The sequence below is a fragment of the Cyclobacteriaceae bacterium genome (assembly GCA_025808415.1).
Lineage (GTDB): Bacteria > Bacteroidota > Bacteroidia > Cytophagales > Cyclobacteriaceae > UBA2336.
Map to the genome: position 1 here is coordinate 3,728,206 of CP075525.1, position 25,817 is coordinate 3,754,022.

Annotated in this window: 16 protein-coding genes; 14 read left to right on the forward strand and 2 right to left on the reverse strand. The window is 45.2% G+C overall.

Going from position 1 to position 25,817, the window contains the following annotated elements:
• Positions 1-135 precede the first annotated feature (135 nt).
• Positions 136-1,095: an NAD-dependent epimerase/dehydratase family protein gene (locus KIT51_16530; GenBank protein ID UYN86448.1), complete on the forward strand. Its 960-nt coding sequence runs from the start codon at positions 136-138 to the stop codon at positions 1,093-1,095.
• 18 nt (positions 1,096-1,113) lie between these two features.
• On the opposite strand, the gene KIT51_16535 is transcribed toward KIT51_16530, so the two are convergent.
• Positions 1,114-2,601 carry a T9SS type A sorting domain-containing protein gene (locus KIT51_16535; GenBank protein UYN86449.1) on the reverse strand — a complete coding sequence of 496 codons (1,488 nt, stop codon included), beginning with the start codon at positions 2,599-2,601 and terminating at the stop codon, positions 1,114-1,116.
• Positions 2,602-2,893: 292 nt separating this feature from the next.
• On the opposite strand from KIT51_16535, the gene KIT51_16540 reads away from it, so the two are divergent.
• The 13 genes from KIT51_16540 to lipA all read left to right on the forward strand — a co-directional run bounded on the left by KIT51_16540 (position 2,894) and on the right by lipA (position 24,144).
• The gene (locus KIT51_16540) at positions 2,894-4,393 is read left to right on the forward strand and encodes a polysaccharide biosynthesis C-terminal domain-containing protein (protein UYN86450.1); all 1,500 of its coding nucleotides are present in this window, start codon (positions 2,894-2,896) and stop codon (positions 4,391-4,393) included.
• 110 nt (positions 4,394-4,503) lie between these two features.
• Positions 4,504-6,261: a tetratricopeptide repeat protein gene (locus KIT51_16545; GenBank protein ID UYN86451.1), complete on the forward strand. Its 1,758-nt coding sequence runs from the start codon at positions 4,504-4,506 to the stop codon at positions 6,259-6,261.
• Positions 6,254-7,009, forward strand: a complete 756-nt coding sequence (locus KIT51_16550; protein UYN86452.1) for a DUF4292 domain-containing protein — start codon at positions 6,254-6,256, stop codon at positions 7,007-7,009. The genes KIT51_16545 and KIT51_16550 overlap by 8 nt, the downstream gene beginning before the upstream one ends.
• Positions 6,996-8,186, forward strand: a complete 1,191-nt coding sequence (locus KIT51_16555) for a peptidoglycan DD-metalloendopeptidase family protein (protein ID UYN86453.1) — start codon at positions 6,996-6,998, stop codon at positions 8,184-8,186. Before KIT51_16550 ends, KIT51_16555 begins: the two co-directional genes overlap by 14 nt.
• A gap of 91 nt (positions 8,187-8,277) precedes the next feature.
• The gene (locus KIT51_16560; GenBank protein UYN88615.1) at positions 8,278-8,487 is read left to right on the forward strand and encodes a twin-arginine translocase TatA/TatE family subunit; all 210 of its coding nucleotides are present in this window, start codon (positions 8,278-8,280) and stop codon (positions 8,485-8,487) included.
• 3 nt (positions 8,488-8,490) lie between these two features.
• On the forward strand, positions 8,491-9,921 hold the full coding sequence (gatA, locus tag KIT51_16565) for an Asp-tRNA(Asn)/Glu-tRNA(Gln) amidotransferase subunit GatA (protein UYN86454.1): 1,431 nt from the start codon (positions 8,491-8,493) through the stop codon (positions 9,919-9,921).
• A gap of 1 nt (position 9,922) precedes the next feature.
• Positions 9,923-11,362, forward strand: coding sequence for a LysM peptidoglycan-binding domain-containing protein (locus tag KIT51_16570; GenBank protein ID UYN86455.1), 1,440 nt, complete (start codon positions 9,923-9,925; stop codon positions 11,360-11,362).
• Positions 11,363-11,435: 73 nt separating this feature from the next.
• Entirely contained in the window at positions 11,436-12,521 is a 1,086-nt protein-coding gene (locus KIT51_16575; protein UYN86456.1) for a DUF4837 family protein, read from the forward strand.
• Positions 12,522-12,622: 101 nt separating this feature from the next.
• The gene (locus tag KIT51_16580) at positions 12,623-14,899 is read left to right on the forward strand and encodes an NADP-dependent malic enzyme (protein ID UYN86457.1); all 2,277 of its coding nucleotides are present in this window, start codon (positions 12,623-12,625) and stop codon (positions 14,897-14,899) included.
• A gap of 77 nt (positions 14,900-14,976) precedes the next feature.
• Entirely contained in the window at positions 14,977-15,570 is a 594-nt protein-coding gene (gene ruvA, locus KIT51_16585) for a Holliday junction branch migration protein RuvA (GenBank protein UYN86458.1), read from the forward strand.
• Between the two features lie 234 nt (positions 15,571-15,804).
• Entirely contained in the window at positions 15,805-22,734 is a 6,930-nt protein-coding gene (gene sprA, locus KIT51_16590) for a cell surface protein SprA (GenBank protein ID UYN88616.1), read from the forward strand.
• Between the two features lie 64 nt (positions 22,735-22,798).
• Positions 22,799-23,179, forward strand: coding sequence for a glycine cleavage system protein GcvH (gene gcvH, locus KIT51_16595; protein ID UYN86459.1), 381 nt, complete (start codon positions 22,799-22,801; stop codon positions 23,177-23,179).
• A gap of 77 nt (positions 23,180-23,256) precedes the next feature.
• Positions 23,257-24,144, forward strand: coding sequence for a lipoyl synthase (gene lipA / locus KIT51_16600; GenBank protein ID UYN86460.1), 888 nt, complete (start codon positions 23,257-23,259; stop codon positions 24,142-24,144).
• A 16-nt stretch (positions 24,145-24,160) separates the two neighbouring features.
• Here the strand turns inward: lipA and KIT51_16605 are convergent, their stop codons facing one another.
• Positions 24,161-25,807, reverse strand: a complete 1,647-nt coding sequence (locus tag KIT51_16605; GenBank protein ID UYN86461.1) for a serine hydrolase — start codon at positions 25,805-25,807, stop codon at positions 24,161-24,163.
• Between the last annotated feature and the right edge of the window lie 10 nt (positions 25,808-25,817).

Genomic DNA, 25,817 nt, shown 5'->3' on the forward strand with positions numbered 1-25,817 from the left:
TAATGTGTCAGGTTTTTACAGGCTCAACCCGACAGGAATGGTGAGGCCGCAAAGTTAATCGCTTCCTTGAAAACTGATCCTAACAACCGATAGGAAAAAACCAAAATTCAGTAACTTTCGGCCCCAATCAATACCATGAAGAAGCACAAAATATTAGTTATAGGCGCAGGTGGTCAGTTAGGTTCTGAACTTACCCAGGGGCTATGGGCTTTGTACGGAAAAGAAAATGTAATTGCCACGGACATAAAAGATCCACAGGGGATACTTACGCAAGGCAATTTTGAAATATTAGATGTATTGAAGCAAAAACCGTTGTTTGACTTCATCAAAAAAAATGAAATCACACAGGTATATCATTTGGCAGCAGTGCTTTCCGCCACGGGCGAAAAGAACCCAAAGTTTGCGTGGCACCTGAACATGGACGGGTTAGTGCATGTACTTGATGCTGCCGTAGAATTTAACCTTGACCGGGTGTATTGGCCCAGTTCCATTGCGGCCTTTGGCCCCACCACACCCAAACAAAATACACCCCAGGATACCGTAATGGATCCTACAACGATATATGGTATTAGTAAGCAAGCCGGTGAGCGCTGGTGCGATTGGTATTTTAGAAACAAAGGTGTAGACGTGCGTAGTTTACGCTACCCTGGGCTGATCGGCTACAAAACAAAACCCGGTGGCGGTACAACCGATTATGCCGTGGATATTTTTTTCAAAGCATTAACGGACAAAAAATTTGAATGCTTCCTGAAAGAAGATACGTACCTGCCCATGATGTACATGGACGATGCGGTGAAAGCAACCCTGGATTTAATGGAGGCTCCTGCCGAAAAAATAAAAGTACGTTCCAGCTACAACATTTCGGCCATGAGTTTTTCGCCCAAAGAAATTGCAGCCGAAATTAAAAGGCATATTCCTGACTTTACCATAACCTATAACCCCGATTTCAGGCAAGGCATTGCTGAAAGCTGGCCGCAATCTATTGACGATTCATCTGCCAGGAGAGACTGGGGTTGGAAACATCAATTCGGGTTACCGGAAATGACAGCAGAGATTTTAACAAAACTACCGGAGCTTCTCGCACAGGAAGCTTAATTCAAATTACCTGATCAATTAATTCCGAACCAGCATGCGTTCGGTATGCTTAAAGCCTAGCGAATAATAAGAGACCATGTAAATCCCGGGCTTTAATTGATTTGAAAACTCAAATTCAACCTCCATACCCGTAACCATTGCCTCGGCAACAACAGCACCGGTCAAGTCGCTTACCTGTATTTTTGCAATCTGCAAGGGTTCAAAGTTAAGTTGTATTACTACCCTGTCCCCGTCTGAAGGATTCGGATAGATGCTAAGTTGCTTGTCGGTTTTAATTTGGGCAAAAACGATGTTGAAGTATTCAAATGATCCATCCAGGTCGACAGCTTTTAATCGATAGTAATTTGAACCCATAACCGGGTTTGAATCGGTAAATCCGTAGGGCTGTATTGTTTCGGTGTTGTAACCTGCACCGGCCATTTTCCCTATCGAAATAAAATCCATACCGTTGGTTGAGCGCTCAATTTCAAAGTAGTTAAAGTCCTGCTCCATTGTAGTAGCCCACGCAAGCTGAACACTTCCCTTATCAATCTTTTCAATTTGAAAATAAAGTAAGGTTACCGGCATTGGACTGTTGGGTTGCGAGGCCACCCACGTAAAAAAATCGGGATTGGTGTTTTTCATGGTTTGCTGGTCGCCCATGTTTGCGGTTACAGAGCCACCACCTCCCGATGAGGTTGCCGTTCCGTTTACATACAAGCCATAAGGATTTGTAGTATTATTATTTTGAATGGAGCTTCCGCCTCCCGAATAGGTAATGTTGCCATGCACATAGGCCTGGCCGCCATTGTTAACCTGTATAAAGGTTCCTCCTCCTCCACTGTCGGTCACGTTGCCGAAAACAGCCAGACGCCCATTGCGGTTAATGGTTACATCACCACTGCTTTGCTGCACCAGGTTTTGGTGGATAATCATATCGGCATATGGTGGAGGAGCCACAGCTGTACCGATAGTCAGATAGGTTGAACTGACTACCGTTACGCTTCCCTCAACAATTACTTTACCCCCAGGATGAACCCGGAGATTCGCATTAAGGCTGGCATTGCCGGCAATAATCAGCGTTCCGTAAACATTTACCGTGGCGCCTCCGCTCACGGCAAAATTTCCGGTGGTGCTTACCGTGCCATAGATGTTGGTTGTTCCGTTCGATACGGTGAAATTACCTGAAACACTAATATTACCGTTCACATTGGCCGTTCCGTTAGAAAAAGTAAAGTTTGCACTTGTAGTAATGCTTGCCCCTGAGGCAACATTAAATCCTGTACCACCAAATGAAGCCGCACTGGCCAGGGTCATGTTATGGTTAACGTTAATTGTGCCAGAGGTGTATGTAAGCGGGGGTGTTGCCCCGCCCCAGCCCGAGGTATTGTTCCAGTTGGCTGCGGTTGTCCAGGGCCCGCTGTTTGTTGAGGTGTAGTTCTGGCCGAAAGAAACCTGTGCAAGGATTAAAAGTGGAAGCCAAAAAATTTTGTTCAGTGGACGGAAGAATTTTATAGTCAGTTTCATGCTTGGCCTGTTGAGACCCCCACCGTAGACCAAAACAGTGCCGCTGAACCTGCACCAAAGATTATTTTAAGAATTCCGAATGCTAAAGAACAATCAGGAAATAAACATCCTGCAACAGCCAATTAAATTACAGTTAAGCTTTTTGCACTAGGTTGTGATGATCCCAAATTGCTATCAGAGGTTCCTGATTTGAGAGTTATAACCTGAGAACCTTAATTACATTTAAATTACTGCTACAAACATCCTGATAAAACTAATTTTCAGTTTACATTTAAAATCATTTAGGAACTCGATGGGCACACTTAAAAAACTGGCTGGCGATACAGTAATCTACGGGGCAAGCAGCATACTGGGGCGCTTGCTCAATTATTTATTGGTTCCTTATTACACCCACGTTTTTGCCAGTGGCGAATACGGTGTGGTTACCGAAATGTATGCCTATGCAGCCTTCTTCAACGTGTTGTATACCTACGGCCTCGAAACTGCTTACTTTCGTTTTGCCACCATGAATAAAGATGGCGAACCAGCAGTTTTCAATTACGCTACCACTGCCATACTATTTACCAGTATCGTTCTTTCCGGCATTCTTATCTTACTGGCCACGCCCATCGTTAATTACCTGCACTATCCCGGGAAAGAAAACTTCATCATTTGGTTTGCCCTCATTTTTGCCATCGATGCAGTAATGGCCATTCCGTTTGCCAAGCTCCGCCTGGAAGGAAAATCAAAACAGTTTGCCCTGGCCAAGCTTGGTAATATCGGATTGAACATCGGCTTTAACCTTTTCTTCCTCAGTGTTTGCCCTGCCGTTTTACGAGGTCATGCGTGGGCATCTTTAAAACCCTTCATCGAAAGTTTTTATAATCCATCACTTGGGGTCGATTATGTTTTTCTCTCCAATTTATTGGCAAATGCTGCGCTGGTTTTCTTTTTATGGAATGTGTTGCGCAAGCTTACAATCACGTTCGATTGGTTAAAGCTAAAACCTCTCCTCATTTATGCGTATCCTATACTGTTTGCAGGACTTGCATGGGTAACCAACGAAATGTTATCGCGCTTGGCGCTGCGCTTTTGGTTGCCGGATAATTTTTATGCCGGCAAAACCAGCGCTGAAGCCTTGGGCATTTTTGGCGCGGTCTATAAGTTCTCGGTATTTATGACGTTAGCCGTGCAGGCTTTCCGTTACGCTGCCGAACCATTCTTTTTTTCCAAAGCAGCCGAAAAAAATTCGAAAGCGTTGTTCAGTAAAGTTTCGCATGGCTTCATCTTATTCGGGTGTATAATTTTATTGGCAGTGAGTACCAACCTTGATGTGCTTGAACATATTTTAAGGCGACCTGAGTATCGTGAAGGAATGCATGTGGTACCCATCTTGTTACTGGCCAATTTGTTTCTGGGCATTTATTATAACGTTTCAATCTGGTATAAATTAACGGATAAAACGTATTACAGCACCTGGATTGCCATAGGCGGTGCCATACTTACCATAGTGTTGAATTATTTCCTCATTCCGGTGGCCGGTTATGAGGGCAGCAGTTGGGTTACGTTAATTGTTTACTTTTTAATGGCTGTTGTTTGTTATGCCATTGGGCAACGCTATTACCCAATTCCCTATCCGGTAATAAAAGACCTGACCTATATGGCCGTTACCATATTACTGATATATATGGTTAACGGGATTGAGTTCAGCAACCTATGGGCAGCACTTTCTGTAAAGCTTGCCATTGTACTTGCCTTCTCCGGTATGATTTATGTCGTGGAATTTAAAAAATTTAAGGCGAAAGCCAGTTGAAGCTTATCACGGAATTTGCCCAGTTAAATACTTCGCCAACCACCAAATGATTAAACACCACCACTGGATAAAATTCCCTATTTTTGACATTCATTTATTCTGCCAGAACATTGACAACCAAGACACTACATAGCTTCCTCGTCATCCTGTTGCTGCTGCCACTTTTAGTGGTTGCGCAAAAGAAAAAGAAGGCCGATGATACAACTCCTGCCAGTTTGAAATCGCGGGAGGCAGAATTTTATTTTACCGAAGGCGAGAAGTACTTCATCCTAGAAGATTTTGCCAAAGCGCTGGTGTATTATCAAAAGGCGCTGGATATTCTCCCTACCCACGCAACCATTCATTACAAAGTTGCGGAGGTACTGGCCCGGGGCAGCAAGCAGGATGATCTTATCCGTGCCTCACTAAGTATTGAGCAGGCTCTAAAGTACGAGCGCAAAAACAAATACTTTTACCTGTTGGGTGCAAGCATCTATTCAAACTTATCACGGTTTGAACGCGCGGCCCAACTCTATGAAGCCATGCTTCAGGAAGTACCGGGTACCGAAGACTATCTTTACGAACTTGCCATACTCTATCAATATTCCAATAAACCTGCCGAAGCCATAAGAACGTACAACCGGGCTGAAATCTTTTTTGGCATAAACGAGACATCATCAACACAAAAGCAGCGCATATACTGGGAACAAGACAAGATAAACGAAGCCATCGAAGAAGGCGAAAAATTATCCAGGGCTTACCCGGATGAAGAACAATACGTTGTTGCCTTAGCCGAATTACTGGCACAGCAAAACCAACTTCCACGTGCCCTACGGATACTCGAAAAATTTATTGATGAGAACACTTCTGCACCCCAGGCTTCGGTAATGCTGGCCGGGTTGTACCGCGATACCAATGAGGAGAAAAAAGCACGCGAACTTCTGGTAAAAATTTTTAATGACCCCGAAACGGACTACAACAGCAAGTTAATGGTATTGGGTACCTACAACGCAGAGTTGAACAACTCGAAAACAAAAGGATCAACCGACACGAACAAAGAAACCTTCGCGCTGGAACTACTGGAAAAATTAGAGAAACAATACCCGGAAGAAGTGAACACATTTATACTGGGAGGAGATCTTTATCTTTCTGTAGGCAAAAACAAAGAAGCGGAACAAAAATACCTGCAAGCCATAGCCCTGGGGGAAGTGAATTTTGAAGTATGGCAAAACCTGCTTTACCTGCAAACACAAATGGAAGACTTTGATGCGGTAATCAGCACTTCGGAAAAAGCACTGGAGTATTACCCAAACCAAAGCATGCTTTATTACTTTAACGGACTTGCACACCTTCGAAAGCGCAAGTACAAGGAAGCAATAACCTCACTGGAACAAAGCAAAAGGTTATCAACAAACAACCCGGGCATGACCAGCGAAATCAATTCCATGCTGGGCGATGCGTACAATGCTACTAAAGAATACGATAAGTCAGATAAAGCCTATGACGAGGCTTTGGCTTTCAACCCTAACAACTACATAGTGTTGAACAATTACAGCTACTACCTCGCGTTGCGCAAAGCTTCACTGGACAAGGCAGAAAAAATGTCAACCCTGTTGGTCAAAAATAATCCCGACAATGCAGCTTTTCTGGATACCCACGCCTGGGTTTTGTATACCAGGCAAAAGTTTAAGGAAGCCCGAAAATTTATTGAGCGCGCCATAGCTACCGGCCAAGCCAATGCCACCCACTTTGAACATTATGGCGACATTCTTTTTCAACTGGGAGAGGTTGACCAGGCCGTACAACAGTGGGAGAAAGCCAAAGGCATGCTCAATGCCAGCAGCGAAACCTTAAACAGGAAAATTGCCAACCGTAAAATATATGAATAAATTTCTCGGGCTTTGTTGTGCGATTATTACTCTGGGCTTTGCTTCCTGCAGTAAAAAAATAGCGCCAGCCACAGGCGATTTAAATCCCAAATCAATATTGGCCATTGAAGAAATAGATTTTGAATATTTCCATGGCAAGGCACGCATGGTGCTCAAAGACGGAAACAAAGAACGTGAAGTAAAAGCGGTAATTCGTGTAAGAAAAGACAGTGTAATCTGGATGAATTTTACCGTTATCGGAGTGCAGGGAGGCCGCGTACTGATCAATAAAGACTCTATTACTGTCATCAGCAACGTTGACAAGGAATATTACGTTTTCGATTACATTGAACTTTCAAAACGGTTTAATTTTGAAGTGAATTATAAAGTGATTCAATCGGCATTTTTGGGCAACCTGCTGATGTCACGAAAAGAAGAAGATGGGGTAGACCAAAAAAGCCTGACCTTTTTATTGAAGCAATCTTCCGGCACGGTGGACGTTATGAATTACATAAGCGCCACCACCATGAAAATCCAAAAAGTTGAATTACGCGAGAACAACACGCACAATTCCCTTACGGTGAACTACGGCAACTTTCAACCTGTGTCCGGAAAAACATTTCCCTACAACGCCACTATTTCTCTTTTGTACAAAACCACGGCCGGGCTATTGAATACCTCCGTTATTTTTGAATACAGTAAGGCTGAAGTGGGAGATAAGGAATTAAAATTCCCATTCAACATTCCCAAAAAATATGACCGTAGGTAAGAAAGCCCTGCTCTCGGTTGCATTTGTTCTGTTTGTGCTGGGTGCTGTTGCGCAGAATAAAACAAAAGCCCAGCTTCAAAAAGAAAAACAACAGAACCTGGAAAAAATAAAAGAGGTTGAAAAAATCCTTGACGAAACCGCTGTCAAAAAAAAGAGTTCGCTGGGCGAGTTAAATGCCTTAAACCAGCGCATCCGCATACAGGAAAACCTCATTCAATCCATCAAATCCGAAATTGGCTTACTCGACAAAGACATTTCCGATAATAATGGCTTTATACTGGCACTAGAAGAGGACTTAAAAAAATTAAAAGAAGAATATGCCGCTATGTTGTTTGCTGCACAAAAAGCAAACAACAGCGCCACGCGACTTACATTTTTATTTTCAGCTTCCTCATTCGATCAATTGATGATGCGACTTCAGTACATGCGTCAATATTCCGAGAGGCGAAAGCTACAGGTTGAGGCCATTCAACAAGTGCAAACCACATTGGGTGTTCAGGTGAAGCAAATTGAAGCCAGGCGCGCAGAAAAAAGTGAGCTGTTAAAGCAGGAAATATCCGAAAACAACAGCCTGGTTAACCTGAAGGTGAAACAAAACAACCTGGTGAAATCGCTGGAGAAGCAGGAAAAAACCCTGAGGAAAGATTTGGAAGATACCCGCAAAGCCTTGGCCGTGTTGGATAAACGCATCAATGAAATTATTCGCGAAGAAATGGAGCGTGCCGCACGCGAATCCAAAACTGCAGCCAATGCGGCAGCACTGGCCCTTTCAAGTTCATTCGAAGAAAATAAAGCCAAATTCCCCTGGCCGGCATCGGGTTTTATTTCACAAAAATTCGGAAAACAAAATCACCCGGTGTTAAAAGGCATTGTTATCCAAAATGACGGCATCAACATCCAAACAAAAGAGAATGAAAAGGTGAAATGCATTTTTGAAGGAGAAGTACGTTCTATATCCTTCTACCAAATCATCGGGTATGCCATTATTATAGGTCATGGCGAATATTTTACCGTCTATTCAGGCTTAAAGGAGGTTTATGTAAAAAAAGGGCAGAAAGTGAGTACCAACCAGGAAATCGGCCAGGTACTTTCCAATGCCGATGGGGTTTCTGAATTACGTTTCCAATTGCGCAAAAATACCACTGCCCTTGATCCGCAAACCTGGTTAAGAAATTGATTTTCGTTGTGTTTTGTGGGTTTCCACTCATCCTTTAACCATTTTTTTGGATTCAGATTTACCTCTATCTTTACCCGATAAATACAAAAACATGAATTCGATTTTTTTGCTTGGAATGCCGGGTGGGATGGAATGGGTTCTCATTGCACTTGCAGTTTTAATCTTTTTTGGAGCGAAAAAAATCCCTGAGTTTGCGCGTGGTGTTGGCCGCGGGATCCGCGAGTTCAAGGATGCCGTAAAAGATGTGAAGAAAGAAGTGGATGAGGCAGGCAAGGAAGTGCCTAAAAAAATTGAAGACTAAGGCTTGAAAGCTTACGCGACACTGCGCGACATCCAGAACGATCTCTCTCGCGGCAACGTCTCTTGTGAGAACTTAGTCAAACATCACCTCAGCATCATTCATCAAAAAAAACACCTCAATGCATTTTTGAGCGTGTACGAAGAAGAAGCGCTTAAACAAGCCTCCTTTATTGATCATAAAATCAAATCGGGAACTGCAGGACGGTTGGCCGGTTTAGTGGTAGGCATTAAAGATGTTCTCGCCTATCAACACCATCCGCTACAAGCGGGCAGCAAAATCCTGGATGGTTTTATTTCCCAATATAACGCTACGGCTATTCAACGTTTGCTGGATGAAGATGCCATTATTATTGGACGACAAAACTGCGATGAATTTGCCATGGGCTCTTCCAATGAAAATTCTGCCTTTGGCCCCGTGCTTAACGATGCCGATAACACACGTGTGCCCGGAGGTTCATCGGGCGGATCAGCCGTGGCCGTACAAGCAGGCATGTGCAGGGTCTCCATCGGCTCCGACACAGGCGGTTCAGTACGACAGCCAGCAGCCTTTTGTGGAGTTATTGGATTGAAGCCAACATACTCACGGATTTCACGCTACGGGTTGATTGCCTACGCCTCTTCGTTTGACTGCGTTGGGATTTTTGGAACAAGCGTTGAAGATGTTGCGCTTGTGCTGGAAGTAATTGCCGGGCCGGATGAATACGATAGCACTGTTTCACAAAAACCTGTTCCTCAATATTCACACGAACTTATTCAACGCACGGAAAGAAAGTATCGGGTTGCCTGCTTTCGCGAAACGCTTGAATCCCCGGGGCTGCAACCGGAAATAAAAAACGTCCTGCTCCTTCAGCTCGAAAAACTGAAAACAAATAGCCATGAAGTTGAAATACTGGATTTTCCCTTACTGGAATACAGTTTGCCAACATATTATATCCTTGCCACAGCCGAGGCCAGTTCAAATCTTTCACGCTTTGATGGTGTTCGTTATGGCCACCGCAGTACTGCAACTTCCGATTTAGAATCACTCTATAAAAAATCGCGCTCGGAAGGTTTCAGTAAAGAAGTGCAACGCAGGATTTTATTGGGCACTTTTGTGCTGAGTGCAAGCTATTACGATGCGTACTACACCAAAGCACAAAAAGTACGTAAACGTATCCGGGCAAAGATGCAGGAAACGTTCAAGACATACGACTTTATACTAATGCCCACTGCCCCAACTACTGCTTTTAAATTAGGCGAACATACTGCCGATCCCCTGGAAATGTACCTGGCCGATTTGTTTTCTGTTTTGGCCAATGTTGCGGGTGTACCGGGTATTTCCGTACCTTGCGGGGTAGATGATAAAGGATTGCCCATTGGACTGCAGGTTTTGGCCAATGATTTTGAGGAGGCAAGCCTTTTACAGTTTTCAGATTACCTGATGAAACTGAATTGACATGAGCCGAGCATTTATTTTTTTATTTGCCCTAACCACTTTCTCATACGCTTTTTCACAAGGCACCGACCCTGTTGTCGACTCCCTTGAAATAGCGTTGGCGGAAGAAGAAATGGCTTTTAAGGAAGACACCACAGCTTTTGCTTTCTATACCTTACGTTCCGACATTGAATTTATCCCGGGCAACGACAGGCCCTCCATTATACGCGATCGGTTAAGTTGCATCGAAAAAAACATTCCACTCCATTACAACGACCGCATTCATTCATTCATAAACTATTTTACTGTACGCGACCGTGAATACACCCGCATGGTAATGCGGAGAAAGAACATTTACTTTCCCATTTTTGAAAGATATTTAAGCCAATACGGGTTACCGGATGAGTTAAAATATCTTTCCATAATTGAATCCGGGTTAAACCCCAAAGCCATTTCGCGTGCCCGTGCTGTTGGGCTGTGGCAGTTTATGTATGCCACCGGCCGGCATTACAACTTAAAAGCCGATGGCTATATTGATGAGCGCATGGATCCTGAAAAATCTACGGATGCAGCGTGCCGTTACCTGCGCGATTTGTATGGTATGTTTAACGATTGGGAACTTGCACTGGCAGCTTACAATGCAGGACCCGGTAACGTAAAGAAAGCTATCCGCAGGTCGGGTTATAAAAAATCGTTCTGGGAAATCTATCCCTTCCTTCCACGCGAAACACGTTCGTATGTTCCGCAGTTTGTGGCCATGATTTACACCATGAACTACCTGGAAGAGCATAATTTTATTGATGGCGAAAATGAAATGCTTATGCACTACGACACGCTTCTTGTTGATAAGCACCTACATCTCGAAACATTTGCCAACCTTACCGGTGTTTGCCTCGAAGACCTGCAAAAACTAAATCCTTCCGTTTTGCGCCATGCCCTTCCCGATGCCGTAAAGCCTCACATTATTAAAATACCGGTAATAGCCAAGGAAGCATTGTACGAAAACAAGCTGGCCATTTTGGACTCGGCATCAAAAGTAGGAAAACGCGAACTGGAAGTTTGGGCGCGCAACACCGAAGAAACAACCTATGGTAAAGACCGTATCGTTTACCGCGTTAAAAGCGGTGACGTGCTGGGTGCAATAGCCATGCGTTACAAAGTACGTGTTGAGGATATTAAGCGCTGGAATAACCTGAGCAGCAATATTATTCAAATTGGCCAACCGCTAACCATATGGATAAAACCACCGGCCGAAAGTCCGGTCGTGGCATCAACCGCAACACCTAAGCCCGTTCAGCCTGTTCAGGTAACCGCTTCCCAGACCTACATAGTACAAGCCGGAGATACATTGTGGGGAATTTCCAGGCAATTCGAAGGAATGACCATTGAAAAGATCAAAGAACTGAACAACCTTACCGACAACAAAATTCAGCCAGGCCAAACCCTCATCATTTCACGATAATCCACCAAAGCTAAGCAGCATTTTTTTTCGTGACGAATGCAGCGATTTCTGCATTATGCCTTAAACTTGTGGTATGAGATTACTTTTGGTTGGTTTACTGGCCGCAGGCTTATGGTCTTGCAATACATCTGAAAAAACAAGGGTAGAAAATTTACCAGCCGCAACCGGAAAACCCGGAGACATGATTCTCATACTCGACTCAGTACAATGGAAGGGTGAATTGGGACATGAACTCCGGAAAATATTTAAAACTGAAGTTCCCGGTCTGCCACGAGAAGAACCACTCTTTGATTTGATTTATGTTTATCCTAGAAAAGGTTATACCCTGCTTACCCAAATCCGCAACCTTGTGTTTGTCTTTACACTTGACCAAACCACTTCGGGTTCAAAAATCATGAAGGAGAATTTCACCGATGAAACACTTGACCGGATACGTACCGACACTTCATTTTGGTTAGTAACCGCACGAGACGAATATTCGCGCGGCCAGGAGGTAATGTACCTGTTTAGCGACACCCAAGAGAACCTGATCAAAAAATTACAACAAAACGGAAATCGCATCCAGGATTATTTCAATACCATTGAAAAAAAACGCATACTAAATGCGCTTGAAAAAAGCACAACAACAAAAGGCATTACTGAAGCGCTCCGTAAAGAATTCGACTTTGAAATTAAACTTCCCTTTGGCTTTAAAGTGGCCGATAAACAAAATGACTTCGTTTGGCTTAGGCTGATGGACAACCGGGTTGATAAAAATATCTTTATCAGTTGGAAACCTTATGAAAGCGAATACCAACTATTGCCCGATAGTCTTATCCTCTGGCGAGACGAAATTGCACATAAATACCTGTTTGATGATCCGGAAAACCCGGAGAGCTATGTGAAAACCGAAACCTCCGTGCCTTTTAAACCTTTAAAGGCAACCCAGGTAAATTTCAATAACAAGTTTGCAATGGAACTTCGCTGGCTGTGGAAAACCAATAACAATTCGATGGGCGGGCCATTTATCAGTTATGGCTTGGTGGACAATGAACAACAGCGCCTCTATTACATAGAGGGATTTTGCTACAGCCCGGGTAAAGACCAGCGCGAAACCATTCGCGAGTTAGAAGCTATCCTGTGGACATTTAAATCCGGGGTTAGCAAAAATAATCCTTGAGCCTTACGGTATATAAGGTACCACATACCAGATTGCACTTTGAATAAACGATTTTTAGAGATAGTGGAGAGTACTATCTTTGGTTCCTTAATACATTTCCAATGTCGTTGAAAATCAGAAAACAAGATGCCCTCAATTATCACATGCAAGGGCAGCCCGGCAAAATTGAAGTTGTTCCAACAAAAGTATTAAGCTCCCAACTCGACCTGGCACTGGCCTATTCACCCGGGGTTGCAGAACCCTGCAAAGAAATTGCGGCCAACAAAGAAGATGTGTACAAGTACACCTCGAAAGGAAACCTGGTAGCCGTAATTTCAAACGGAACAGCAGTGTTGGGCTTGGGTAACATTGGGCCTGAGGCTTCAAAGCCGGTAATGGAAGGTAAAGGTGTTCTCTTTAAAAAATTTGCCGGCATTGATGTATTTGATATTGAAATTGACGAAGAAGACCCGGACAAGTTTATCCAGATTGTGAAAGCCCTGGAGCCCACATTCGGAGGCATAAACCTGGAGGACATTAAAGCCCCTGAGTGCTTCAAGATTGAGCACGAACTGCGGGAAAAAATGAACATCCCCATCATGCACGATGACCAGCACGGCACCGCAATTATATCGGGTGCAGCCTTGCTCAACGCGTTGGAAATTGTAAATAAAAAAATTGATGAGATTAAGGTTGTTGTAAACGGTGCAGGCGCAGCCGCTGTCAGTTGTACCCGCCTTTACCTGAGCCTGGGCGTTAGAAAGGAAAATATTGTCATGTGCGACAGCAAAGGTGTAATCAGGTCCGATCGATCCGGACTTGATGACATTAAAAAAGAATTCGCCACAACACGAAACTTGAACGCATTGTCGGAGGCATTGAAAGGTGCTGATTTCTTCATCGGGCTTTCGGTAGCCGATATACTTACTGAAGCCGATATAAAATCCATGGCCAAAGATCCCATTGTATTTGCGCTGGCCAATCCCAACCCTGAAATTGCTTACAACCTGGCAAAAAAAACCCGGCCCGATTTAATAATGGCAACCGGCCGTTCCGATCATCCTAACCAAGTGAACAACGTGCTTGGCTTTCCTTACATCTTCCGCGGTGCACTGGATGTACGGGCAACCGAAATCAACGAGGAGATGAAACTTGCTGCCGTTCATGCCATTGCTGACCTGGCCAAAGAATCCGTGCCCGATATTGTAGTGAAAGCCTATGGTGCTGATAAAATTACGTTCGGAAGGGAATACCTGATCCCCAAACCTCTTGATCCCCGATTAATCACCACCATCTCACCAGCCGTAGCTAAAGCGGCCATGGATTCAGGCATGGCCAAAAAACCAATTACCGATTTTAGTGCTTACCACCAGGAACTGCTGAACCGTATCGGCATCGATCAAAAACTAATGTCGCGGATTATTGATCGTGCAAAGCAAAACCCCAAACGCGTAGTATTTGCCGAGGCCCATCATTTAAAGATTTTGAAAGCAGCACAACAACTGCAAGATCAGCAAATTGCCAAACCGATATTGTTGGGTGACAAAGATGAAATTGAAAGACTGATACACGAACATAAGTTAGAACTCGATTGCCCCATTATTTACCCGCGCAGAGAGCCGGCAAAGGTTGATGAGTATGCAGCCGTGTTGTATAAGAAACGCCAACGCAAAGGCCTTACCTATCGCGATTGCCAACAGTTAATGCGCGACCGTAATTATTATGCCGCCATGATGGTTGAGGTTGGGGAAGCCGATGCCCTGGTTTCAGGGCTTACCAAAGATTATCCGAAAACGATTTTGCCTTCGCTGCAGATTATTGGCATGGCCGAAGGCGTACAGCGTGTTGCCGGCATGTACATCATCATGAACAAAACCGGAACGTTTTTCTTTGCCGATACTACGGTAAACCTAAATCCAAATGCACATGAGTTAGTTGACATCATCAGTTTAACGGCCCGCGGGGTAAAATTCTTTGACATGGAGCCGCGCATTGCCGTACTCTCCTACTCCAACTTTGGATCATCGCGTGGTGAAGTACCTGAAAAAACACGCGAAGCCGTGCGGCTTGCCAAACTCAAACACCCTGAACTGATTATCGATGGCGACATACAAGCCAATGTTGCATTGAATACTGAAATCCAACGCGAAAATTATCCGTTCAGCAATTTAGTGGACGGTGGTGCAAACACACTCATCTTCCCTAACCTGGCAGCCGGCAATATTGCCTATAAGCTGCTGATGGAAATTGGTGGAGCTGAAGCCATCGGCCCAATATTGTTAGGCATGAAAAAACCTGTTCATGTTTTGCAACTGGGAAGCTCGGTTCGTGAAATCGTGAACATGGCTGCCATTGCCGTGGTGGATGCACAACTTCATGAACAAAATGACCATCTATAAAATTTACGATTTAGGTTTACGATTGGGGGATAAAAAATCGTAAATCGTAAATCGTAAATCATCATTCTAAAATCGACATGATTTCATTTCTTAAAGGCCGGCTTGTTCAAAAAGATCCAACACACGTAGTGGTTGATGTGAATGGTGTTGGCTATCATGTCGCCATTTCCCTGCAAACCTTTGCCGACATTAAAGAGCAGGAAAACACTTTTATCCACACCCACCTTGCCATCCGCGAAGATGCCCACCTGTTGTATGGCTTCAGTACCGAGGCTGAGAAAAAACTATTCCAGCAACTAATCTCAGTCAATGGTATCGGTCCAAGTACAGCCATTGTCATGCTCTCCTACCTGTCATCGGATGAACTCAAAAAAGCCATCGTTCAGGAAGACCTGACAACCCTACAGCGTATTAAGGGCATCGGTGGAAAAACTGCCCAGCGGGTAATTATAGACCTCAAAGACAAACTTAAAAAAGACCTCTCGGAAGAAGCCATTCAGGGCATTCCGGGCATGAAGCACAATACCCTGCGAAGCGAAGCGTTATCAGCACTAATCACCCTGGGGATTACCAAAAGTGCTGCGGAGAAAAGTGTGGATACCGTCCTTAAAAAGTCGGGAAATACACTTACTTTGGAAGATTTAGTTAAACAAGCTTTGAAAAACGCCTAAGCCTGCGTGACGCTCAAAACGTTCGTGTTAGTACTACCTGTAGCGATCACCCTGCTCCTTACCGGGCAGCCTGTCGCCCATGCATGCGCTGAAAACTTTTTCCAGCAGCAGGAGCCCGCACGCCAGGACACCACCAAACAACAGTCGTACCGCCCCAGCCGCAGACCTACCTTCCAGGTGCGCGACCGTTATGGCGACCCGTTTTCCAATACCACCACACAATCACCCTTATTCCTGAGAGACCCCACAAAGGTCAACTATGAAATAGCGCTCGACTCCAGCCTCAACTACACCATCTACGAAAAAATTGGCGACCTCAATTACCGGCCCATTACCACCATGTCGTTTGAGGAGTTTAAAGCCTACCAGGACAGGCAGATGCTTAAAGGCTACTGGCAGGGGAAATCAAAAAGCCAGGATGGTGAAAGTGCAGTGAGCAGCCGCGGGCTCATCCCTAAAATTTACGTAAGCCCGGTGCTCGACCGGATTTTTGGAGGAAGTTATGTTGAACTGGTGCCCCGTGGTTTCGTAACCCTTGATTTCGGTGTGGCCTTTCAACGCATTGATAACCCCAATATTCCCATCCGCCAGCAGCGCAACGGTGGGTTTGAATTCGATCAACAAATAAACATGAGCGTAATCGGTAAGGTAGGCGAAAAACTTGCCGTGAGCGCCAACTTCGACAACAACAACTCTTTCGACTTTCAGAACAATATGAAAGTGGAGTATACCGGGTTCAAGGAAGACATCTTAAAAAAATTAGAAATCGGTAACGTAAGCCTACCGCTAAACAATACCCTTATCCAAGGTTCGCAAAACCTGTTTGGTGTAAAAGCCCAATTGCAGTTTGGTAAATTGTTCGTGACCACCATTGCCTCAACACAACGCGGCAAGGTAGCCTCCATTGATATACCGGGCGGAAACAGTGGCCAAGGCCGGCCGTTCCAATTGGTGGCTTCCGGCTATGACGAAAACCGTCATTTCTTTTTGGGCCACTTCTTTCGCGATAACTTTCAACGCTGGCTCGCCAACCCGCCACAAATTTATTCAGGCATTAACATTACCCGTGTAGAGGTTTACATCCTTAACCGAAACAACGACACCCGTACACTTCGAAATGTTGTGGGTTTAATGGACCTTGCCGAGCCCAGCAGGATTTACAACAGTTCGGTTACACCAAGCGGATCAAACTTGCCCAATGCCAACGAAGCCAACAACCTGTTTGCGGCTGTGCGCAATCTTGATCGCAATGCCGATGCCATAAACGGTTTGCTTGACAGTTACTTTGCCGGTGAGGGCAATAACGGAACCGACTACGAAAAAATTACGGGAGCACGCATCCTTAGCCCTACTGAATACACATTTCACAGACAATTGGGTTACATCACTTTAACCCGAAAACTACAAAACGATGAAGCCATTGCCGTGGCGTATGAGTACACGTTTAACGGCCGCAGTTACAAAGTGGGCGAACTATCTGAAGATTACGCCAGCCGCCCCGACAATGAAGTGGTTTTCTTAAAACTGCTTCGCCCACGAAAGGTGAGCATACGCGACCAGGCACGCAACATCATACCCACCTGGGACCTGATGATGAAAAACATCTACTCCCTTAACGTGAGCCAGCTTACCCGAGAAAATTTTCAACTGCGCATTATTTACCGCGATGACCGCACCGGTATCGATAACCCACAGTTGCAGGAAGGGCAAGATGTGCGCAACCGGCAATTGATTGAAGTATTCGGGTTGGATAAGCTTAATCCCGTTAACGATCCCCAACGCGATGGCAATTTTGATTTTGTTGAAGGCGTGACCATTAACACGCAAACCGGTGTCATTATTTTTCCATACCTGGAACCCTTCAATACCGCATTGCGCGATGCCTTCCGAAACGACCCACAGGAAACCTTTCTCGTTCAAAAATATGTGTTCGATACCTTATACCGAACCACGCGGGCCGATGCTGAATTAGTGGCCACAAAAAACAAATTCTTTTTAGTGGGCACCTATTCAGCAGGATCATCCAAAGAAATATTAATACCAGGATTTGGCGTTTCTCCCGGTTCCGTACGTGTTTATGCCGGTGGCACGCCATTGATGGAAGGAACGGAGTACACCGTGGATTATACTTTCGGACGGGTAACCATCTTAAGTGATGCCATCTTAAATTCCGGTAAAAACATTAGTATACAGTATGAACAAGCCGACCCCTTTGCCTTTCAAACACGATCGTTGGTGGGCACACGGTTCGATTATCAACTGAATGATGACATCAGTCTCGGCTCAACCTTGCTTTATTACAACGAGCGGCCGCTCATTACCCGTAATGCTATTGGTACCGAACCCGCACGCAACCTTCAGTATGGTTTTGATTTTAACGTGCGCAAAGACAGCCGACTGCTCACAAAAATCATTGATGCCATACCGGGCGTTCAAACTAAAGAGTTGTCGTCCATTAACTGGAGCGGTGAATTTGCCCAGCTACTGCCGGGTACTTCAAACATTGTAGATGGTGACGGTACAGCGTACATCGATGATTTTGAAAATACGGCTACTCCATACTCATTAATGAGCCCGCAGGCATGGAGGCTAGCTGCCGTACCACGCGATTTCGATCAAACCAATGGTGCCTTGAATGATACGCGTGCGGGTTTCAAAAGGGCGCGACTGGCCTGGTACATCGTAGATAACCAGTTTTACCGCGATGGCGGAAGGTTTAAACCCAGCAACATTACCAGTACCGACCTTGAAAATCATTATGTGCGAGCTGTGTTGCCTACTGAAATTTTCCCGAAACGTAACCCTCCCCAGGGAAATTTCTTTGAGCCAGTTTTGGATATCGCCTACTATCCGCGCGAACGCGGTCCTTATAATTATGACAACCAACGCTTAACTAACACAAAATCGGGTTATACCCCTGCCGAAGCAAAGGACAATTGGGCCGGTATCACTACAGCCATACGCACCGAAGTTGATTTTGATAAAGCCAACATTGAGTATGTGGAATTCTGGATGCTCGATCCGTTCATTAACAACACAGAACGCGGTAGGATTATTGACGGGGCGTACAACGATTTCAACACCACAGGCGGAAAACTTATTTTTCATTTAGGCAGTATCTCTGAAGATGTAATTCGTGATGGGCGCCACGGATTTGAAAATGGCTTGCCACCCGATGGTGACTTAACCCTGGCCACCGAAACACCCTGGGGGTACGTAGCCAACCGGCAATACATTACCAACGCTTTTGACAACTCGCCCACCGCCCGCGCCAACCAGGATGTAGGCTGGGACGGTATTGGCAATCAACTTGAGCGGATAAAATTCAGTGCATTTGCCAACCTTAATCCCGATTTTGCAGCAGATCCCTCCGCAGATGACTTTCAGTTTTATTTTGGAAACGACCTGGATGCACGCAACGCCAAAATTTTAGAACGCTATAAACTGTACAACGGGCTTGAAAACAACACACCCATTAATACCGGTAGTGATATTCCACGGTCAAACGGGTTTTTACCTGACAATGAAGACCTGAATGCCGACAATACCTTAAACGAACTGGAGGAATACTACGAGTATGTGATCGACTTGCGCAAATCAAACCTTGATATTGGCAAAAAATACATCGTTGATAAAATAACACCAGCCGAAAACAACCCCGACCAGGTTACCTGGTACCTGTTCCGCATACCGGTACGTAATTTCGATAACCGAGTGGGCAACATCGAAGGGTTTAAATCCATTCGCTATGTGCGCATGGTGGTTACCGATTTTGAGCAGCCCGTGATCATGCGGATGGCTAATTTCCGGTTGATCGGCAGCCGGTGGAGACGCTACCTTGAAAGCCTGGAAGAAGGCGGACTGGTACCTGATCCGGAACCCGACTTTGACAACTTCACCTTGTCGGTAGTGAACATTGAAGAAAACTCAGCGCCCGATCCAAGCAGCGGTAAACCTCCGTATGTGCTACCGCCTGGTTTTGTACGCGATCGTGACAACACCTCCTCCATCTACCGCGAGTTGAACGAGCAATCCGTTCAGGTTTGTATCGATAACCTGAAGAATGGTGATGCGCGAGCCATCTTTAAAAATGTGGACATGGACTTTTTTAACTATGGGCGCATTAAAATGTTGGTACACGCCAACAGCCCCAATGCACAAGATGACGACCTGCACGTATTCATGCGCCTCGGCACCGATTTCGACCAGAACTTTTACGAAGTAGAGTTGCCGCTAAAGATTACACCCGGCACAGCCTCGGCAGCACGCGATATTTGGCCTAGCGAAAATGAATTTGATTTTGCACTGAAGGATTTGTACGGATTAAAAGCACAACGCGACCGGGAAGGATTTTCGTTGGATGAACTATACCCACGGCAGGGCCCGCGGCAATTTGGCAAACATGGTGTGCGGGTGTTGGGACGCCCCGATTTAAGTAATGTACGCCTGATTATGATTGGTGTACGCAATCCACGCACCACCAACAGCCAGCCCTACTCGGTTTGTTTGTGGGCTAATGAACTTCGCCTGACCGACTTTGACCGCACACCAGGTTGGGCAGTAAACACCACATTGAATGCGAAGCTGGCCGACTTTGCCATGGTGTCGGGTTCCATGCGCTACATGACTTACGGTTTTGGCAGTGTAAGTTCCAAAATAAGTGAACGCACCCGTGAAGAAACCTTTGCGTATGATGTTACCGCCAATGTAAACGTTGATAAACTGCTACCCGGCAACCACGGTATAAAAGTACCCATGCTGGTAAGTTATCAAAGCACCACTATCAACCCCAATTACGACCCGGCCAACCCCGACCAAAAGCTGGATGCTGCCCTGGCATCGTTCAATACACAGGAAGAAAAAGATGATTATGTTAAACTTATCCGCGACCGTGAGGTGCGCAGGAGTTTAAACTTTACCAACGTTCGAAAAACCAAGGTAAACCCACAAGCCAAAACCAACCTCTGGGATATTGAAAACTTTTCATTCAGTTACCGCTATAGCGATAATGTGCGGCAGAGTTTTACCATCGCAGAGTCATTAAGGAAAGATGTTGGCGGATCGGTGGCCTACAATTTTTCACCGAAAGGAACGGGCATCGAACCGTTTAAAAATTCCGAAGGGTTTAAATCGCCTTACCTGAAGTTTATTAAGGATTTCAATTTTAGCCTGTTGCCATCCAACATTATGGTTCGGGGCGACCTTGACCGGTCGTTCTCTAAAATCATTTACCGAAATGCCCTATCCAATTCCGAATCGAACTTCCTGAAATATTTCACCTTCAATCGCACGTACAACCTGCAATGGAATTTAACCAAGAGCCTTTCGCTAAATTATGCCGCCCGCGCCAATGCCATTATTGATGAACCCGAAGGCGACATTGACACCCGCGAAAAGCGCGATAGCGTGATTACCAACCTGAAGCGCTTTGGTCGGATGAAAAATTTTGACCAGAGCATTACGGCCAATTACATCGTGCCGCTGGATAAATTCCCCATTACCGATTGGATTGGTGCCGAGTACCGCTACCAGGTAAACTACAACTGGAAAGCCGGCCCCGTTAACCGCCCCGATTTACCGGGCGAAATCCGCGACCTGCCCGATAGTTTGGATTTCAGGAACATCATACAAAACAACCGCGACCAAACGGTATCGGGCCGATTGGATATGGTGAAGCTTTACAATAAAGTGGGCTTTCTAAAAAAAATAAACAACCCTCCACGGCCAACGACTACCCGTCCGCAACCCAACCAAAAACCAGATACGGTAAAAACACAAACCACGCCCCCATTGGTTAAAGGGTTTTTGAGACTGTTGATGTCGGTGCGCTCCATTAACGGCACCTACACTTTAACCGAAGGTACCCTATTGCCAGGCTTCGAACCGGACCCGTATTTGTTCGGCATGGATAAGGCATTTAATGCGCCCGGATGGAATTTTGTGTTGGGCAGTCAAAACCCCAACATAAGGTTCAGGGCGGCTGAAAACAATTGGTTGGTGCGTACCAATTCACTCACACAACCATTCACACAAACTTCCACACGCTCCATCACCGGCCGGGCTAACGTTGAACCATCGGCTGATTTAAAAATCCAACTGGACATCAAAAAAGATATTACCGATGGCTACCAAGAAATTTTCAGGTTTGACGATTTGCAGAACGGCTACATATCACAAAGCCCAAGCCGGTACGGGAGTTACAAAATATCAACATTGTCTATCCGAACTTCTTTCCGCCCGGATAACAACGACCTGAGTTCATCTGTTTTTAAAGAGTTTGAAGAAAACCTGCTTACCGTTCAGGAAAAATTTGCGCGTGTAAATCCCGGGTTTGAGTACGATTCCATCAGCCAGGATGTGGTGATACCCGCTTTTATCGCAGCATATACCGGAAAAAGTGCAGACCGGGTTAGCCTTAGTCCCTTCCCCCGAACACCTTTGCCCGGCTGGCGGGTCGATTATAATGGCTTGAACAAAATTGAACTGTTTAAAAACCTTTTCCAGTCCATCACGCTAACCCATGCGTATTCATCTACCTACTCGGTACTGAATTACTCCAACTCCTTGCAATATGAAAATGTTGGCGATGTGGGTATTAACGTTCCGATAGAAAAATATAATAATGGAATATATGCCAGCCTGATCAACGATGGAAGGCCTGTTCCTATTTATGTAATAAGCCAGGTATTGATTGCCGAACAATTCCAACCGCTTATCGGGGTTAACTTACGAACGAAAAAGAGGTTAACGGCACGGGCCGAGTACAAAACCAAGCGGGAACTGGCACTGAATGTATCAAACGCACAAATTACCGAAGTAAGCAGCAAGGATGTCTCCATGGAACTGGGGTATACCAAAAACAATATGAAACTGCCCATCAAATCGCAGGGGCGAACCATCGTATTGAAAAACGATGTAACCTTTCGCATGAACATGACGGTGAGCAATCAATCTACCATTCAACGAAAAATAGAAGAGTTGAACGTGCTCACCAACGGCAATATCAACTTCCAGCTAAGACCAAACATCAGCTATGTAGTAAACCAAAAGCTGAATGTTCAGGCGTACTTTGAACGCACCATTAACGATCCGCAAGTTTCCAATTCGTTCCGCAGGGCCACCACCCGCTTTGGCGTTCAGGTGCGCTTTAGCCTGGCCCAATAATTACCGGGCATTTGCACCGGCAATTAACAATTGTGCTAAATTTGAGGCCTAAATTATACTGTTTATGAACATCCCTTCCGATTTGAAGTACACCAAAGACCACGAATGGCTGAAACTTGATGGAAACACAGCTACCATAGGCATTACCGATTTTGCCCAAGGTGAACTGGGTGATATTGTTTATATCGACATTAATACCGTGGGCCAGGATGTAAACCAACACGATGTTTTTGGGACTGTGGAGGCCGTAAAAACCGTTTCAGATTTATACATGCCCGTAAGCGGTAAAGTTTTGGAAGTCAATCAGGCCCTTGACGGTAGCCCTGAAAAAGTTAATGCCGACCCCTATGGCGAAGGCTGGATGGTGAAAGTGGAAGTAAAAAATACTGCTGACGTTGATGGTTTGCTAACTGCCGATCAGTACAAGGAACTTATTGGTAAATAGAGGTTGTTCGTTATTCGTTGTTGGTTGTTCGCCAAATTATTAGCGAACAACGAAGAACAAGGAGCGAAAAACGAAATATGATTGAACTACCCACCATATCTCCCGAACAAACACGGCAACGCAAACCGAACTGGCTTCGCGTAAAGTTGCCGGTGGGCCCGGAGTATGCCAAGGTGCGCAGGCTGGTAGATGAACATAAACTGCACACCATCTGCGAAAGCGGTAATTGCCCCAACATGGGTGAATGCTGGGGTGCAGGCACGGCCACTTTTATGATTTTAGGAAATGTGTGCACCCGCAGTTGTACCTTTTGTGCAGTAGCTACCGGCAGGCCACCCGAGTACGATACCGATGAGCCAAGGCGTGTAGCAGAAGCAATCAAATTAATGGGTGTAAAGCATGCGGTTATCACCTCGGTAAACCGTGATGAGTTAAAAGACCGTGGTGCGGAAATCTGGTACCAAACCGTAATACAAACAAAACAGATCAGTCCGGAGACAACCATTGAAACACTCATTCCCGACACCAAAGGAAACTGGGACGCACTGTACCGCATGATTGAAGGCGGACAGGAAGTGGTGAGCCATAATATGGAAACTGTAGGAAGGCTTTACCGCATTGTGCGACCACAGGCAAAATACGAGCGAAGCCTTGAGCAGATTAAACGCACACGCGAAGCCGGCAAGCGCACCAAGTCAGGCATTATGCTTGGGCTTGGCGAAACCAAAGAAGAAGTATTTAAGGCTATGGATGATCTGGCCGAAAACGGGTTGATGATCCTTACACTCGGTCAATATTTACAGCCCACCAAAATGCATATAGAAGTGGCCGAGTTTATCCATCCGGAAACATTCGATATGTACCGCGAAGAAGGTTTAAAACGCGGACTGAAATATGTTGAATCTGGTCCGCTGGTTCGTTCTTCTTACCATGCTGAGCGGCATGTTAATGTGCCGTTGGACTAAAATCTAACCTGCCAAACTACTTCACTTTCTTCCCCGGCATAGCCCTTCCTGCCTGGTGCAATATCATACTGGTTACGACACCCTTATCATCGCGGTTAAACTCGATTTGTGCATCCACTACTTTCAAAAAGAATTTTGAAGCACTCTCAGGGTATATTTCAAATGGAGGCTGGCCTGTAGCCTGAGCTTTGTAATTATTTTCCTCGCGCCACACTTTTATTATAAACGTAGGGGCCAGTTCGTATTCACCAACATACACATCAAAATCCGTTGGGTTCATAACAAACTCTTCTCGTTCGGCAGGAATGGGCTTATTGGTTTTTGTTGCTTTTCGTGTTACAAAGGAACGATCAAGCATCTCCATTTCTGTAACCGTACCACTATTGTCTCTTTTAAATTCAATTCGGGTATTGGTTTCCTTAAAGGCAAACTTGTCCACAGCATAAGGGTAAATCTCAAACTTTGTTCCACCGCTTCGTTGCGAGAAGTATTGGTCACCTTTTCGGGTAATCACGCGTTCTTCCTGGTCATTGATCTTGTACACACCTACATAAGCATCGCGTTGCGCGGCTGTCAAGGTTATTGCCTCCGGCTTCTTGCTGCGAACTCCGGCAACTTCTTCGGCCAGGGTGTAGGCAATATCCTCCGGGTTAACACTGGTATTGTTCGCTAATAAACACACATAAATTTTCAGTTCGGGTACATACACCTCAAACGACAAAAATCCATCTATACCACCACCGTGCCCAATGGCCTTACTTCCACCAACCTTGCCTAACTGCCAGCCATATCCATAACTTTCCACATCGCCCGAAGTTGTTTGGGTTGGCTCCCATGCCTTCTCCAAAAGTTCCTTTTTCACCAGCTTGTAACCGAACACGGACTGGTTCCATTTCCATAAATCATCTACCGATGAAAAAATTGAGCCTGCAGAATAAGGTATAGAAGGGTGAACATAATCAGCCATCGTATACACATTTTCGGCACCTTTATTATAACCCCCGGCCTGCCTCGCTATCGGCTTGCTATCATCCGGATAGGAGGCAGTCATTTTCAAGGGCTGGAAAAAATTCTGATTGATGTAATCGTTGTACGTTTTACCGGTAACCTTTTCAATTACTGCGCCTAATAAGAAATAAGCGGAGTTATTGTATAACCACTTTTCACCGGGTTTAAAATCAATCGGGTAACCTTGAATGTACCCCAACATTTCAGCTACACTAACCTTTGTCTTTTTTGCCTCCGTAGTCATACGTTCCGGCACACTGGTATAACTTTTAATTCCTGAGGTGTGGTTAAGCAGTTGCTCAATTGTAACAGGATGTTCTGTTTTAAAATCCGGTAAGTGTTTACTCAACTCATCCTGTAATGAAAGCTTTCCTTCAGAAACCAGTTTTAAAATTGCCGTGGAGGTGAATTGCTTGGTGATGGAACCGATACGAAATACCATATCGGGCTCAATAGGCTGCTTACGATTTATCTCGGCAATACCGTAGCCCTTGCGAAGAAGAACCTTGTCGTTTTGAACAACCAGCACGGCAGCCCCGGGCTCGGAGGCTGAAAAGTGTTCTTTCAAAATTTTATCAAGATTTTCACTTGTACTCTGCGCAAAAGCGCCAATGGAACAAACCAGCAGGATAAGGAGCAGGGTTTTTCGGATCATAGTATGTTTG